This window comes from Marinobacter daqiaonensis (genome assembly GCF_900115285.1).
Taxonomy (GTDB): Bacteria; Pseudomonadota; Gammaproteobacteria; order Pseudomonadales; family Oleiphilaceae; genus Marinobacter; species Marinobacter daqiaonensis.
Genome location: NZ_FOYW01000001.1, coordinates 2088772 through 2103799, shown reverse-complemented (window position 1 = coordinate 2103799; position 15028 = coordinate 2088772). Strand labels below are relative to the sequence as shown.

11 protein-coding genes are annotated in these 15028 nt (G+C 61.9%); 5 read left to right on the top strand and 6 right to left on the bottom strand.

Features of this window, described 5'->3' with window-relative positions:
- Positions 1–774: an adenosylcobinamide-GDP ribazoletransferase gene (gene cobS / locus BM346_RS09545; protein ID WP_092011395.1), complete on the bottom strand. Its 774-nt coding sequence runs from the start codon at positions 772–774 to the stop codon at positions 1–3.
- A gap of 174 nt (positions 775–948) precedes the next feature.
- On the opposite strand from cobS, the gene BM346_RS09540 reads away from it, so the two are divergent.
- The 3 genes from BM346_RS09540 to BM346_RS09530 all read left to right on the top strand — a co-directional run bounded on the left by BM346_RS09540 (position 949) and on the right by BM346_RS09530 (position 5135).
- Positions 949–2457 carry a diguanylate cyclase gene (locus BM346_RS09540; RefSeq protein WP_092011392.1) on the top strand — a complete coding sequence of 503 codons (1509 nt, stop codon included), beginning with the start codon at positions 949–951 and terminating at the stop codon, positions 2455–2457.
- Between the two features lie 70 nt (positions 2458–2527).
- A complete protein-coding gene (locus tag BM346_RS09535; RefSeq protein WP_092011389.1) occupies positions 2528–3394 on the top strand; it encodes an MBL fold metallo-hydrolase in 867 nt (288 codons plus the stop codon).
- 13 nt (positions 3395–3407) lie between these two features.
- On the top strand, positions 3408–5135 hold the full coding sequence (locus BM346_RS09530) for a SulP family inorganic anion transporter (RefSeq protein ID WP_092011386.1): 1728 nt from the start codon (positions 3408–3410) through the stop codon (positions 5133–5135).
- Here BM346_RS09530 and BM346_RS09525 read toward each other — a convergent pair.
- A complete protein-coding gene (locus BM346_RS09525; RefSeq protein ID WP_092011383.1) occupies positions 5115–7727 on the bottom strand; it encodes a PEP/pyruvate-binding domain-containing protein in 2613 nt (870 codons plus the stop codon). The genes BM346_RS09530 and BM346_RS09525 overlap by 21 nt on opposite strands.
- 2 nt (positions 7728–7729) lie before the next feature.
- Positions 7730–9079 carry an NADP-specific glutamate dehydrogenase gene (gene gdhA, locus BM346_RS09520; protein WP_092011380.1) on the bottom strand — a complete coding sequence of 450 codons (1350 nt, stop codon included), beginning with the start codon at positions 9077–9079 and terminating at the stop codon, positions 7730–7732.
- Positions 9080–9263: 184 nt separating this feature from the next.
- Here gdhA and BM346_RS09515 point away from each other — a divergent pair, with 184 nt between their 5' ends.
- Positions 9264–9926, top strand: coding sequence for an energy-coupling factor ABC transporter permease (locus tag BM346_RS09515; protein WP_092011377.1), 663 nt, complete (start codon positions 9264–9266; stop codon positions 9924–9926).
- Here the strand turns inward: BM346_RS09515 and BM346_RS09510 are convergent.
- A complete protein-coding gene (locus tag BM346_RS09510) occupies positions 9920–12007 on the bottom strand; it encodes a putative bifunctional diguanylate cyclase/phosphodiesterase (RefSeq protein ID WP_092011374.1) in 2088 nt (695 codons plus the stop codon). The genes BM346_RS09515 and BM346_RS09510 overlap by 7 nt on opposite strands.
- 135 nt (positions 12008–12142) lie before the next feature.
- Here BM346_RS09510 and BM346_RS09505 point away from each other — a divergent pair, with 135 nt between their 5' ends.
- Positions 12143–13198 carry an NAD(P)-dependent alcohol dehydrogenase gene (locus BM346_RS09505; RefSeq protein WP_092011371.1) on the top strand — a complete coding sequence of 352 codons (1056 nt, stop codon included), beginning with the start codon at positions 12143–12145 and terminating at the stop codon, positions 13196–13198.
- A 19-nt stretch (positions 13199–13217) separates the two neighbouring features.
- On the opposite strand, the gene BM346_RS09500 is transcribed toward BM346_RS09505, so the two are convergent.
- Together BM346_RS09500 and BM346_RS09495 are read right to left on the bottom strand one after the other, a co-directional pair.
- A complete protein-coding gene (locus tag BM346_RS09500; RefSeq protein WP_092011368.1) occupies positions 13218–13748 on the bottom strand; it encodes a response regulator transcription factor in 531 nt (176 codons plus the stop codon).
- On the bottom strand, positions 13741–15003 hold the full coding sequence (locus tag BM346_RS09495) for a sensor histidine kinase (RefSeq protein WP_092011365.1): 1263 nt from the start codon (positions 15001–15003) through the stop codon (positions 13741–13743). Before BM346_RS09495 ends, BM346_RS09500 begins: the two co-directional genes overlap by 8 nt.
- Positions 15004–15028: the final 25 nt, after the last annotated feature.

The window sequence follows — 15028 nt, the reverse complement described above, 5'->3', positions numbered from 1 at the left end:
TCACTCCAGAGTCAGCAGCAGAAGCAGAACGAGTTCGGAGAGGACCACGCTGGCCCCCAGGGCATCGCCGGTATAGCCCCCCAGCTGGGTGTGCAGATACCGACCCCAGAGCAGGGCCACCCCCATGGTTGCGATAACACTCCACAGCAGCAGGTTGACGTGCCAGAGACTGAACACCAGGGTGAGGGTAAGGGTGAAGGCGCAAGCGAGAGCCAGCCGCCGCCGGGAGAAACCGTCCGCCACCGGCCTGCTCTTGCTTGTGCTTGTGTCCGTGACATAGCGCATACCGCCCATCAGTAGCAGCGGTGTCAGCCGCGAGACCGCCGGGGCGACCAGCAGCGCCAGCCAGATGAGTGAGCTGTCCAGCAGCAGCGCTGCCTTGAGGGCGAGGGACATGACCAGGGCGGCCGTGCCATAGGTGCCGATACGGCTGTCCTTCATGATTTCCAGGCGGCGCTCGACGGTATAGCCGCCCCCGAGGGCATCCACGCTGTCCGCCAGGCCATCTTCATGGAAGGCTCCGGTCGTCCACAGATGCAGGGCCATCACCAGGAGAATGCCTGTCAGCGGCGGGAACACCAGGGTCAGGCCCGTATAGGTCGTGGCGTACAGGGCGCCCAGCAGCAGTCCCACCAGGGGAAAGTAAAGGCTGCTCTGATTCATGAGCTTCTGGCTGTAGTCGATCTTTACCATCATCGGAAGACGGGTAAGAAATCCCAGTGCCAGCCAGAAGGCCTGCCACTCAGCGCGTAATCTGGATGATTCGTCGGTCAATTCGAGTTTTCCTGAAAAGGGAGCATTGTGGCGCACCCGGGGCGTGTAATGCCATCCCCGCGAGCCCTTCGCCAGGGTACTGGGGTCCCTCGTGAAATGGCACGGCGTCAGGGATTGGGCTAGGATGGAACGCAAGAGACGGTGGTTGTCCCGCCTGCCAAGGGCCCTCTTCTTATGGCGTCAAAATCCGCAACGGATAACCTGGATTTTTCAGGGCTGTTCCGGGAACTCGCTTCTGGCGTACCAGGCGTGCTGTTCTGCTATGAAATCAGTGCCGACGCGTCCACGCATCGTATCCCATTCATCAGTAGCCGTGTCCGGGATCTGTTCGGGGTCTCACCGGATGAATTGCTCCGGGACGCTTCCGAATTGTTTAACATCATCCATCCCGACGACCACGACGCGGTCGGCTCCTCCATCCAGCAATCTTTTCAGGATCTGGCTCCCTGGCAGCAGCAAGCAAGACTTAGGCTCAGAAGCGGCGAATACCGATGGTTTGAGGGTCATTCAGTGCCTCGCAGGGAACCCGGCGGTAGCACCCTTTGGTTCGGGCAGTTTACTGACATCCAGGCTCACAAGGATCTGGAGTTCGGACTCCGGAAGAGTGAGGCAGAGGCCGAGTACCAGCTGTCATTTCAACAACTGATGACGAGCCTTTCCTCAGACTTCATTAACTCGACCATTGGGGACATTGACGACAAAGTCCAGACCTTCCTGGCACGCATTGGGGAGTTCTTCGGCGTTGACAGAGTCTACGTGTACCGGTTCTCCGAGGACCTGGCCCGGATGACCAACACCCATGAATGGTGTCGGGAGGGGGTCCCGGAACTGAAGGGATCCCAGCAGCAAGTGGATATCACCGGATTTCACTGGTGGCAGGCTCAGACAAAGAGCGTCCTGAAGCAGAACCGGGTGGTGTTTATCGAAGACGTCAGCAAGCTCCCGAAAGAGGCGGTTGCTGAACGGGAGTTACTGGAAGAGCAGGGGGTGGCCGCCATGTTCTGCGTGCCCATCCTGATCCGGGGTGTGGTGGAGGGGTTCTTCGGCATGGACTCGCTGACCGTGCGAAGCTGGCGAAAGGACCAGTCGGACCTGCTCATCCTGGCGGCAAACCTGCTCTCGGAGGCCCTGGAACGTCACCGTCTGGAGCAGGAGCTGCTGAATCAGTCCATCCGGGACCCGCTGACGGGCATTCATAATCGGCGCTACCTTCAGCCCCGGGTCGAAGAGATGATGTCGCGTTTCCAGCGGACGGGGGAAGGTTTCGCCCTGGCGATGCTGGATATCGACCATTTCAAGCGGGTGAACGATACCCTCGGTCATCAGGCTGGCGACCGGGTGCTCCAGGAGTTCGGTCGCCTGCTGCAGGAACAGTTCCGCGGCACCGATGTTGCCGCGCGCTATGGCGGGGAGGAGTTTGTGGTCGCCCTGGCCAGCGCAAGCCATGAGTCCGCAAGGCAGGCCTTGTTGCGAATACTCGAACGGGTACGTGCCATGAACGTGGAGTTCAAGGGCAGGACGGTGCCGGTCACGGTCAGTGCGGGCCTGGTCCATGTAGTGGACCTGCGGCCGGGAAAGCTGAGTACCGATGCCATGGTCACCGAGGCCGACCGCCGCCTGTACAAGGCCAAGCGTTCCGGGCGGGACTGCCTGGTGGATGCATCAGGGAAATCACGGTTATAGAAAATCGGTATTTCACTATATTACCTTTCAGTATATGCTTAGAACAAATGTGATACTGAAAGGCGTTCCCATGAATACTCCCCTTGTTCAGCATTTCTTCGACGAGCCCACCAACACCTTCAGCTATGTGGTCCGGGATCCGGACAGCAATGCCTGCGCGATTGTTGATTCGGTGCTGGACTTCGACTACGCCGCCGGCCGCACGGACGTTCGCTCCGCTGACGAGATTATTGCCTACGTCCGCCGGGAAGGTCTGGTGGTGGAGTGGATCCTGGAAACCCATGTCCACGCCGACCACCTTTCCGCGGCACCCTATCTGCACGAGGCGCTGGGCGGTAAAACCGGCATCGGCGCCCGCATCGTGGAGGTGCAGGAGATCTTCGGCAAAGCCTTCAATGCCGGCACCGAGTTCGCCCGTGATGGCAGCCAGTTTGATCGCCTGTTCGAGGAGGGTGATCGCTTCCGGATCGGAGGCCTGGAGGGCCATGTTCTCCACACGCCCGGCCATACCCCGGCCTGCCTGACCTACGTTATCGGGGACGCCGCTTTTGTGGGCGATACCCTGTTCATGCCGGACTATGGCACGGCCCGGTGTGACTTCCCCGGGGGCGATGCCCGTACCCTGTACCGGTCGATCCGGAAGGTGTTGAGTCTTCCTCCCCAGACCCGGATCTTCCTGTGCCATGATTACAAGGCGCCAGAGCGTGACGAGTACCAGCACATGACCACGGTGGCGGAGCAGCGCAGGAGCAATGTGCACGTTCACGACGGCATCACGGAGGATGAATTCGTGAGAATGCGCAGCGAGCGGGATGAAACCCTCGATATGCCCCGCCTGATCCTTCCCTCGGTTCAGGTCAACATGAGGGCGGGCCATATGCCGCCACCGGAGGACAATGGTCAGGTTTATCTGAAAGTCCCTCTTAACCGTTTCTGACGGCGGCGACATTTTGAAGCTTGCGCGATATCTGCCGATTCTGGAATGGCTGCCCGGCTACGGACGACTCACCCTCGGCCATGACCTGATGGCGGCGGTGATCGTCACCGTCATGCTGATTCCCCAGTCCCTGGCCTATGCCATGCTGGCGGGCCTGCCGCCACAGGTAGGGCTCTACGCGAGCATGCTGCCGCTGGTGCTGTACGCCCTGTTCGGCTCCAGCCGGACCCTTTCGGTGGGCCCCGTGGCGATCGCCTCCCTGATGACCGCGGCGGCACTGGGTGAACTGTTCGAGCCTGGTTCGGCCGGCTATATTGGCGGCGCCGTTGTGCTGGCGGTCCTGTCGGGGCTGATGCTGATGCTGATGGGTCTTCTCCGGCTCGGATTCCTGGCAAATTTTCTCAGCCACCCCGTGATCTCGGGGTTTATCACCGCGTCGGCCGTGGTGATCGTGGCGAGCCAGCTTCCGCACCTGATGGGCATTGAGGCGGGCGGCCACAATCTTCTGACGCTGTTTCCCGGACTGGTCTCCGGCCTGAGCCGTATCAATCCGGCTACCCTTGCGATAGGCGGAGGTACGCTGGTTTTTCTCTGGTTGACCCGAAAACACCTGAAGGGGGTCCTTGTCCGGTCCGGCCTCGCACCGCAAACGGCGGATATCCTGGTGAAGACCTCGCCCATTCTGGCGGTGGTGGTCACCACCGGACTGACCTGGACGCTGGCACTGGACCAGTCTGGTGTCGCCGTGGTGGGAGACGTGCCCGGTGGTCTTCCCGGCCTGGTGATGCCGACGCTGGACCTGGCGCTCTGGCAGCAGCTTGCGATAAGCGCCCTGCTGATCAGCATTGTGGGCTTTGTGGAGTCGGTGTCGGTGGGTCAGACCCTGGCGGCCAAGCGTCGTCAGCGCATCGATCCGGACCAGGAGCTGATGGGCCTGGGCGCCGCGAACCTCGGTGCCGGATTTTCCGGGGGCATGCCGGTGACCGGTGGTTTTTCCCGCTCGGTGGTGAATTTCGAGGCGGGCGCCGAAACCCCGGCGGCCGGAGCCTTCGCCGCCATAGGCATCGCCCTGGCGACGCTGTTCCTGACGCCTGCCATCGCCCTGCTGCCCGTGGCCACCCTGGCGGCCACCATCGTCGTGGCGGTGTCCGGCCTGATCGATGTACCGGCGGTGGTGCGCACCTGGCGCTATTCCCGGGCAGACTTCATCGCCATGCTGACCACGATCCTGCTGACCCTGGCCTACAGCGTCGAAGCCGGCATCGTGGCCGGGGTTGGCCTCTCCATTGGGCTTTTTCTCTATCGCACCAGTCGCCCCCACAGCGCGGTGGTGGGCCGGGTTCCCGGGACCGAGCACTTCCGCAATGTGCGCCGGCACGAGGTGGAAACCCGCCCGGACCTGGCCATGCTCCGGGTGGATGAAAGTCTCTACTTCGCCAACGCGCGTTTTCTGGAGGACTGCGTGCTGGATCTGGCGAGCACACAGCCGGAACTCAAGGACGTGGTGCTGGTGTGTCCGGCGGTGAACCTCATCGATGCCTCTGCCCTGGAGAGCCTGGAGGCCATCAATGAGCGCCTGAAGGACAGCGGCGTGCGCCTGCACCTCTCCGAGGTGAAGGGGCCGGTGATGGATCGGCTGCGGGGGACAGGGTTTCTGGATAACCTGACCGGGCAGATCTACCTCACCAACTACCAGGCCTGGAAGGCCCTGGAGCCGGAGTCAGAGGTGGCCGGCCAGTAAACGTTGCACGGTGATGTCCGCGAGAACCCGGATGGGATGGTCCTCGCATTCCCGGATTTCCACGCAGTCGCGGATGTGAGCCGGCGGCAGATCGTCCCGCAGCAGGCAGTCCGCCTGTCGCAGCAGGCTGTGATCCGTGAGCCAGTCCGGGTTCCAGCGGGAGCCGGTCTCCTCCGGGAACAGGGCCACGTAGGCGATTCCGGATTCCACCAGGTCCTGGAAGAAATGGGAGCCGAATGACAGATCCGGCACCATGCCGTTGCCCATGTCGGCCACCTCCACCAGTACCGAAACCCGGCTGATGTCCGCGAATCCCACCGGCACCCCCAGCTCGGGGCTGCTGGTGCCCCAGCGGCCGGGACCCGCCAGCATCAGGTTGAAGTACTCCGGTGTCTGGCGGGCCAGCCGGCCGACCAGGTTGGCGACCTGGTACTTCTCGGGCACAGTCAGGGCGCTGTAGGCCTCCGCTTTTACCCGGATGATCCGGTGTATGGGCAGATTGATATTGCCCCCCATGAAATGACCTTCCGTGGACAGCAGTATCTGGCGTGGGTCGGGCCGTCGCGGCAGTTCCACCGGGCTGGCCTCGCCAATCGTGGCCAGGGGACGGCACTGCACCAGGTTGAGGCGGGGCCTGGGGTTATCGGCGGTGGCAAGGTGCAGGGTGAACTCCACATCCACAGGGTGGCGGTAGGCCTGTTCGAGGGTCTTCAGCAAAAGGCTTGCCATAGCCGTGACATCGCCCTTGCGGATCAGGGGGCGGAAGGTGAGGCGCCACACCGGGTGGTCCAGGCCCAGTTCCCGTGCCCGGTCCGAGGCCTCCCGGTCGGTCTCCCCCAGTTGCGAGAGGGGCAGGTCGGGCACCTCCCGGGCCAGGCTGGTCAGATCGATGGTCGTCAGGCCGGGGCCGTTGACATCCAGCGCGTCTACAAGATGCTGGCTGAACCGGTAGTTCTCCTCGCGGCTGCGGAAGGGTTGCTTATCGGGTTGGTCCAGGGCCACAACGAGGGCATGATCCCCCTCGATCCGGTCGACAGCTCTCGTGCCCAGGCCCATAACCAGCCGCAGCATGCCAGCCTCCGGCGTCATGTCCGGGTCCCATACGAAGGTATTGCGGGACACACCCACGGCGGCGGCATCAGGCAGGTACCAGTGATCATGGAAACGACCATTGACCCGTTGGATCAGCAGGGCCATGGGTTCTTCCTGGTGCTCCAGGTCGCGGCTGCGACGATAGCTGAGGGCGTCCTCGCTCAGGGCGGAGGCGTAGACCTGGCGGATGGCGTTCTCCAGCTCCGCCAGTCGCTGCTCCGGATCACCCTGGTTGACCAGGAAAACACTCTCGTATTTGCCCGCGAAGGCATTGCCGAAACCGTCTTCCAGAAGGCTGCTGGAGCGGACCAGGATCGGATACTGACCGAAATGGTCCAGGGTCCGGATCAGTTCGGGGCGCACTTCGGGGGGGAATGTTCCGGCAAGGATGGCATTTCTGAGAGCCGGGGCCTCCTCGAAATATCCCTGATAGGTGCGGTGTCGCATCATCAGCGGCCATAACCCGTTATGCACCAGGAAGGCGTACCAGGCGTCCGACGCGAGGAAGGTGGAGTCGTGGGGATCCAGGGCCTCGTTCCAGGTATCGGGATCCTCCTGCAACAGGATGGCACGGGCCAGCAGCATGCCCACCGCCTTGCCGCCGATAAAACCACTGCCGATGATCCGGTTGTGAATGGCGGTCAGGTCATCGAGGTCCAGGTAACGCTCCGCCAGTTCAAGAACACGTGGATCCCGGCTTATCAGGACCCTCAGGATGCGTTCGGTCAGAGCCCGGCGGGCGGTCCGGTCTTCGCTGCCGGACAGCGCCCTGGCCTCGAGGAACAGACGGTCCCAGCGGTCAAGACGTTGCTGGGTGCCGTGGGCCTGATGCTCTATGGCCGCCTGCAGCCGTGTGGCGTTGCTGCTGTCGGTCACCGGCGTGAAGGCGCCGTCCTGGTAGCGGTGGGGCAGAAACATGGTGGGAGACTGGCGCTGCCAGACTTTCACCGGTTGAATCTGAATGTCGTTGTCGGCCCGGTGAACGTCAATCATCACCTGGGTGGTGGCGCGGATGCGGTCAAGGGTGTGACGGGAGTGCCGGTGAGGATAGAGGGCAAACCAGGCTACCGTGTCCAGCTCGAACAGAAGCGGGCAGATCACCCGGAAGAAATAGCCCACCATGGTATCCGTCGCCCAGGCGTCGAGCAGGTCGCTGAGGCAGTCGCAGACGTAGAAGGCGCCGTGGCCCCAGGTCTCAACCAGCTCCCAGACCCGGGCGGTAAAGGATTCAAAGCCGTCCCTGGCATCCACCTCGACGATGCGGATACCAGGTCCGGGGGGGAGCAGCGGCTCATGCTGCCCGAAGCGCAGGTAGATAATCTGGCGTCCCGCCTTCCTGGCGGAGCGGACGAAGGGGAGAACAAAGCTCCGGTAATCGTTCAGGTCACTGACCCGCCAGACCACGTTGTCACCAATTCTGAGCCCGTCGAGAACCCGGTCCAGGCCGGCAACGCCGGTGGAGATCAGCGTCGTGTCTCCGGAACTGGTGACGTCCGTCATGATCAGATCAGGCCCATGGCATCCATGGCCCTGGCCACCTTGATAAATCCGGTCACATTGGCGCCGATCACGTAGTTACCCGGAGAGCCGAACTCCTCGGCGGTTTCGAAGCAGTTTTTGTGGATGTTGATCATGATTTCCTCCAGCCGCTTTTCAGTGTAGTCGAAGGTCCACGAATCGCGGCTGGCATTCTGCTGCATTTCCAGGGCACTGGTGGCGACACCACCGGCGTTGGCGGCCTTGCCCGGGCCGTAGGAGAGTCTGGCCTCCTGAAAAATCTGGATACCCTCCGGGGTGGTGGGCATATTCGCCCCCTCGGCCACGGCAATGCAGCCATTTTCCACCAGGGTCTTGGCGTCGGAGCCGTTGAGCTCGTTCTGGGTGGCACAGGGCAGCGCCACATCACAGGGAACGGACCAGAGGCTGCCGCCCTTGACGTATCGCGCGTCCTTATGGACTTCGGTGTAGGCGCTGATGCGGCGACGCTCTACTTCCTTGATTCGCTTGACGGTCGCCAGGTCGATACCTTTCTCGTGAACCAGGATGCCGCCGGAGTCGGAGCAGGCGATGACCTTGGCCCCCAGCTGGTGCGCTTTCTCGATGGCGTAGATGGCAACGTTGCCGGAGCCGGAAACCACCACGGTCTTGCCATCAAGGGTTTCTCCACGGGCCTTGAGCATCTCCTGGGTGAAGAACACCGTGCCATAGCCGGTGGCCTCGGTGCGGGCGCAGCTGCCGCCCCAGTTGATTCCTTTCCCGGTAAAGACGCCGGATTCGTAACGGTTGGTGATGCGCTTGTACTGTCCGAACAGGTAACCGATCTCACGGCCGCCGACACCGATGTCGCCCGCTGGCACATCGGTGTACTCGCCCAGGTGGCGGTAAAGTTCGGTCATCAGGCTCTGGCAGAAGCGCATGATCTCGTCATCGGACCGGCCCTTGGGGTCGAAATCGCTACCACCCTTGCCGCCGCCGATGGGCAGGCCGGTGAGGGCGTTCTTGAAGATCTGCTCGAAGCCAAGGAACTTGATAATGCCGAGGTAGACGGAGGGGTGGAAGCGCATGCCTCCCTTGTAGGGGCCAAGGGCGCTGTTGAATTCAACACGGAAGGCCCGGTTGATATGAATCTCACCCTTGTCGTCCTGCCAGGGCACCCGGAAAATAATCTGCCGTTCCGGCTCGCAAATGCGCTGAATGATCTTTTTGTCTGCGAACTCCGGATATTTCACCAGGACCGGGCCCAGGGTTTCCAGTACTTCATGGACTGCCTGGTGGAACTCGACTTCTCCTGGGTTGCGGTGCAGAACATCCTGGAAAATGGGTTCAAGCTTTTCGTCAAGGCGTGCCGCCATGGAATTCTCCTGTCAGAGGACCGATGATTGAGTATGGGTAAAGCGAGTCATTGCACCATGGTAGTGCCTTTCTGACAATCGTCGCCTGACCATTGTCAATGAAAGGTTGTTTGAGACCTGACGGTCGCCTGCAGAATCAGCAGGTTACGATCCGAAAGGACAGTGTGGAAAAAAGGGGCAGGGTATGGGGCTGACTGACAACCTGTTTCCCGGCTGGCTGTTGCTGGTTTGCGGGCTGCTGTTCGCGGGTGTTCTGGTAACCGCAGTGCGCCAGACCAGCTGGGCTGGGCTGAGGAGCTCGCCACGCCTCCAGCACTGCCTGTTTGGTGCCGCCGTGGCACTGGGCTCCCTGTGGCAACTGCGGGCCGGCCTCTCGCCGGGGCTCAGCATCCATATCTTCGGCATGACCGCGGTCACCCTCATGCTGGGCTGGCCACTGGCGGTTTTTTCCGGTCTGCTGGCGCTGGTGATCGTGGTGGTGACCGGTCACGAGCCCCTGTCGCTGTTCGCGGTCAACGGTCTGATCACGGTCATGGTGCCGGCGCTGGTTACCCATGGCATCATGCGCTGGGAACGCCACCGTAACTTCCGCAACTTCTTCGCCTACATCTTCTTCTGCGGCTTTTTTGGCGCCGGCGCCGCTGTCGCCAGCGCCGGCGTGACCATGGTGCTGTTGCTCTGGCTGACCGGCGTGTACGACTGGTATCACCTGGTGCATGATTACTTGCGCTACCTGCCCCTGTTCGTACTGCCCGAGGGCTTCGTCAACGGCACGGTGGTCACGGGGCTGATGGTGTTCCAACCGGAACTGCTGACCACCCTCGATGAACGCCGGTATCGTCAGTGAGCTGTCGAGCGGGCATCGAGATTCCAGGTCCAGCCGGACAGCCAGCGTTCGACCTCCCCCGCCGGCATGGGTCGGGCGATGCCAAAGCCCTGAATCAGATCGCACCCCATGTCTCTGAGGACTTCCGCGTGCCTCAGGGTTTCCACCCCTTCCGCCAGCACCGGGCGATTGAACCGTCGTGACATATAGATAACGCTCTCCACGATGGCGCAATCGCTGTCGTTTTCCAGCATCCGGAAGATGAAACTCCGGTCAATCTTGATGAGGTCCACCGGCAATGTCCGGAAATAACTGAGGGACGAAAAACCCGTGCCGAAATCGTCGAGGGCGACCTGGACGCCAAGGTTGCGGCAGTCTTCAATGACTTTGCCTGCCCGTTGCATGTCGTCCAGGGCCGTGGATTCCAGGATTTCCAGCGTAACCAGTGACGGAGAGAGTTCCGGGTGCTCGGAGAGATAGCGCCGCAGAAAATTGGCGAAACCCGGGGCCAGCAGGTGGGCGGCGCTGATATTGATGCTTATGGCCAGGAGATGACCGCTGCGGGCCCAGATCGCCTGCTGTTCCAGGGCCTTTTTCAGAACCCACTGGCCGAAGCGTTCCTCGAGATGGCTGCCCTCGATGAAGGGCAGGAACTCCCCCGGCGGAACCAGGCCCCGCTGCGAATGCCGCCAGCGGACCAGCGCTTCCATGCCCACCACCCGGCCATCGCTCATCTGCACCTGGGGCTGGTAATGGAGCTCGAATTCGTTGCCCCTGAGGGCCTGGGTCAGTTCCGTCAGCAGCTGCCGGCGCTGTTGCAGATGCTTGTCCAGGGTCGGATCGAAAAAGTGATAGTTGTTGCGTCCCTTTTCCTTGGCGAAATACATGGCCTGGTCGGCATGCCGCACCAGTCGTTCCGAATCGGAAGGATCGTTGGGGTAGAGGGCGATGCCCATGCTGCCGGTGATGTTCGCGGTCGTCGGGCCGATGGACAGGGGCTGACGCACCGCATCGAGAATACGCTGGTAAACACGGGGGTCGTCGACGTCCCTGAGCAGCAGTACAAATTCATCGCCACCGACGCGGGCCACCGTATCATCACTCCTGATGGACAGGCGCAGCCGGTTGGCAACCGTCATCAGCGCCCGATCACCCAGGCCCTGACCAACCTGGTCATTGATGGCCTTGAAGCCATCCAGGTCCAGGTAGCAGACCGCCAGTGTCTTGCGGCTGAGATCGGCATGCTCCATTTCCCGGTCCAGGCGCGCTGTCATCAGCTGGCGGTTGGGCAGTCCGGTGAGCTCATCGTAATTGGCCGCCCGTTCCAGCTCCTCGGCGTGATTCTTGAGTGCCGAGATATCGGAAAAACTGGCGACATAATACCAGTCGCCGGGTTCATCCAGCTGGACGCGGGTAATCTGCAGAAACTCCGGATACTCCTCGCCGTTACGCCGGCGATTCCAGATCTCGCCACGCCAGCAGTTGTGCTCGTTAATGGAGCGCCACATGGCCTGATAGAATTCGCTGCCCTGTCGACCCGAGCTGAGCATATTGGGGTTGCGGCCGATGGCCTCCTCGCGGTCGTAGCCCGTGATACGGGTGAAGGCAGGGTTGACGTCAACGATCTGGTTGTTGCGATCGGAAATGACGATGGCGTCGTGGCTGCGCTCGAATACGCTGGCGGAAATCTTGAGGCGACGCTCGATCGCCTTGCGGTGGGTGATATCCACCTGGATGGCCACATAACCACCCTCCGGGTGATCCCTGCGGTCGATAGGAGTGCAGATCATCCTTACCCAGAAGGTTGATCCGTCCTTGCGGTAATTGAGAATATCCCTGTCGAAACCCTCGCCCTTGTCAAAGTGCTGTCTGATTCTGGCAATGGTCTGGGAATCGGTGTCCGGGCCCTGCAGGCGTTCGCCCGGCGGGCGGCCGGCCACTTCCTCAAGGCTATAGCCGGTCATGGCCTCGAAGGCCGGATTGACCCACTCCACGCGGCCCCGGGCATCCGTGATCATGACGCCATTATTGGTGTGCCTGGCCACCAGGGCCAGCCGTTCGGGTCCAGGTGAAGTTTGCTGCTTGATGATCTGCTCGTCCATACTCTGGTATCGGGCTCAAGGGTGAATGCGCTGCTGCCCTGCAGTGTGGTATAGACGTCCGGTCAATTACGAATAGTTTGCTGATAATGATAACACAAACAAAAAACACTGAAGTCAACTGATGAGGATGCAAGCATGTCTGAAGTAAAAGGTTACGCTGCCACTTCCGAACTTTCGGGCCTGGCGCCGTTCCAATTCCAGCGTCGCGCCCCCCGGCCGGATGACGTGTCCATTGAAATCGAATATTGCGGCGTCTGCCATACGGACATTCACTTTGCTGCCAATGACTGGGGCCGCACGAATTATCCGGTCGTGCCAGGGCATGAGATTATCGGCCGGGTCACCGCGGTTGGAAATGATGTGAATCAATTCACAGTGGGACAGCGGGTCGGCGTCGGGTGCATGGTTGACTCATGCCGCCAGTGTGCCTCCTGTGACCAGGGGCTCGAGCAATACTGTCGTGAGGGCATGACGCCCACCTATAACGGTGTGGACCGCCACGATGGTGAGCGCACCTTCGGGGGCTACTCCGACAGCATTGTGGTCAGCGAGCGCTTTGTGGTGTCGGTGCCGGACGCACTGGACCCGGCCACGGCAGCGCCCATTCTGTGTGCGGGCATCACTACCTACTCCCCCCTCAAGCACTTTGGTGTGGGTAAGGGGCACAAGGTGGGCGTGATCGGAATGGGTGGGCTGGGCCACATGGGCGTGAAGTTCGCCCGGGCGCTGGGCGCGGAGGTGACCCTGTTTACCCGTTCACAGAGCAAGGAGGCCGAGGCCAGGAAACAGGGTGCCGACCACGTCATCATTTCCACGGACCCCGAGCAGATGGCTGCCGCCACGGAACGCTTCGATTTCCTGCTGGATACAATCCCGGTTCCCCACGACCTGAACCCATACCTGCAAACCCTGGCGGTCAATGGTGCCCATATCTTGGTGGGGCTGATCGAGCCCATCGATCCCACCGTGCATTCCCGCAATCTCATCGGCAAGCGGCGCATCCTCACGGGGTCCCTGATCGGCGGCATGCCGGAGACCCAGGAAGTGCTGGACTTCTGCGCGGAACATGGCATCGAATGCGACATCGAGATGCTGGATATCCGCAACATCAACGAAGCCTACGAACGCATGAAGAAGGGTGACGTGAAATACCGTTTCGTCATCGATATGAAAACCCTGAACAACGCCTGACACGCCTCCTGCTGGGGCTCTACTCGCGCCAGCGGGAGTGCTTTGCGAGCTTGCGCTGCAGGGTTCTGCGGTGCATGTTCAGGGCCCGGGCGGTGGCGGAAACATTGCCTTCCTGCTCGGCCAGCACGCGCTGGATATGCTCCCATTCCAGTTCCTCCACGGACGGAGGCTGGCTTCTCAGCGCCGGTTCGGGCCGGTCAGGCTCGAACCCTTCCATGATCTGCCCGACGGTCACCGGCTTGCACAGGTAGTTGATGGCGCCCTTGCGGATGGTTTCCACGGCGGTGGCGATGCTGCCGTAACCGGTCAGCACCAGTACTTCCAGGCCCGGCCGTTTTTCCAGCAGCCGGGGCAGCAGTTGCAGTCCGCTTTCTCCCGCCAGGTTCAGATCCAGGACGCAGCGCCGGATCCGCTCGTTATTCAGGCGGTCCATGGCCTGTTGCGATGTGTGGGCGGTGAGCGCCTCGATGCCGCGTCGCCCCAGGGACCGGGCCAGGGTGCCGGCAAATGTCGGGTCGTCGTCGATCACCAGCCAGATCGGTTCATTCATGGTGGTCCTCCTCGGCGATGGGCAGGTCGATGATCATGGTTGTGCCCCGGTTTTCGTCCCCTGTGCGGACATCCGCCTCCAGGTGCCCGCCGAGGCGCTGAATGGTGGCATTGGAAAGAAACAGGCCAACACCAAGGCCCTGGTCGGAGTTGACCGGGCGGTGGGACCGCTGGCCCAGAATCTGTTCACTGATGCCGGTGCCATGGTCCGTGATCCGCACCTGTACCCGTGGACCGACGATATCCGCTGTCACTTCGATACCCCCTGGGCTGGCTCTCAGGGCGTTGGCAAGCAGGTTGAGGACGGCCTGGTCGAGGGTCGCGTCCACCTGCAGCGGGTCGTCGGGCAGGTCGCGGGGCCAGTGGATGCGGGCGTCCGGCCACAGCAGGGTGGCGGACTCCCGCAGACGTTGCAGCCAGTGACCCAGGGGAAGCGTTTCAGTAGCCGCCTCCCGTGCCCGGACGGCAGCCTCGGTCATGGTCTTCAGCTGATCGCGACACAGGCCGATCTGTTGTTCCAGCAACTTCAGGTCTTCACGGATCTCGTGGGCCTGGGGGAGGGTTTGCATGTCATCCACCAGCAGGGTCATGGTATTGAGGGGTGTGCCCAGGCGATGGGCCACATTCGCCGCAGACAGGCCAAGGGCAATGATCTGCTCGTCCCGCAGGCGTTCCTCCCGGTCCCTGGCAAGGGCCTGTTGCTGCTCCCTGAGTCTCGATACCAGCGAGCCCACCACGACCAGCATAATGGCGGCTGTCAGGGCAAAGGTTCCCCACATGCCCATCAGGTGAAGCTGCATGTAATCGCTACGTGAGAGCCCGGCCGGGGGAGGAACCGGAAACAGGACCAGCAGCGTATAAACGACGATGGCCACCAGGGTGATGGCGAGGCTGTGACGGGTGGGAACCAGCACCAGGCCGGTGACCAGCGGCAGTAATAACAGTGACACCAGGGGGTTGGTGAAACCACCTGTGAGGGCCAGCCAGATCCCCATGACGACCAGGTCGGCGGTCAGCGAGAGTGTCACCGGCAGTGAATGGGCGGGCGGATGCCGGGTGAGCCAGAGCCAGCTGGCGGCGGCGAACAGGGCATGGGCCAGGGTCACCAGCAGCGGTGCCGGGCCGGTCATGGGAGGTGCCAGAAAAGAGAGCGCCGCCAGGGCCAGCCACTCCATGGTGACCATGGAAAGCCGCATCAGCAGCAGGTAGCGGGCGGACTGGCGAAAACCGGCCTGGGAAATGGTGTGGAGTTTCATGTCGCGATTATAGTGTGGGCGGTCA

Coding starts and splice junctions, on each gene's coding strand:
- BM346_RS09495 (WP_092011365.1), bottom strand. CDS start 15,003: ATGAAACTCCACACCATTTCCCAGGCCGGTTTTCGCCAGTCCGCCCGC.
- BM346_RS09500 (WP_092011368.1), bottom strand. CDS start 13,748: ATGAATGAACCGATCTGGCTGGTGATCGACGACGACCCGACATTTGCC.
- gdhA (WP_092011380.1), bottom strand. CDS start 9,079: ATGGCGGCACGCCTTGACGAAAAGCTTGAACCCATTTTCCAGGATGTT.
- BM346_RS09510 (WP_092011374.1), bottom strand. CDS start 12,007: ATGGACGAGCAGATCATCAAGCAGCAAACTTCACCTGGACCCGAACGG.
- BM346_RS09525 (WP_092011383.1), bottom strand. CDS start 7,727: ATGACGGACGTCACCAGTTCCGGAGACACGACGCTGATCTCCACCGGC.
- BM346_RS09505 (WP_092011371.1), top strand. CDS start 12,143: ATGTCTGAAGTAAAAGGTTACGCTGCCACTTCCGAACTTTCGGGCCTG.
- BM346_RS09540 (WP_092011392.1), top strand. CDS start 949: ATGGCGTCAAAATCCGCAACGGATAACCTGGATTTTTCAGGGCTGTTC.
- BM346_RS09515 (WP_092011377.1), top strand. CDS start 9,264: ATGGGGCTGACTGACAACCTGTTTCCCGGCTGGCTGTTGCTGGTTTGC.
- BM346_RS09535 (WP_092011389.1), top strand. CDS start 2,528: ATGAATACTCCCCTTGTTCAGCATTTCTTCGACGAGCCCACCAACACC.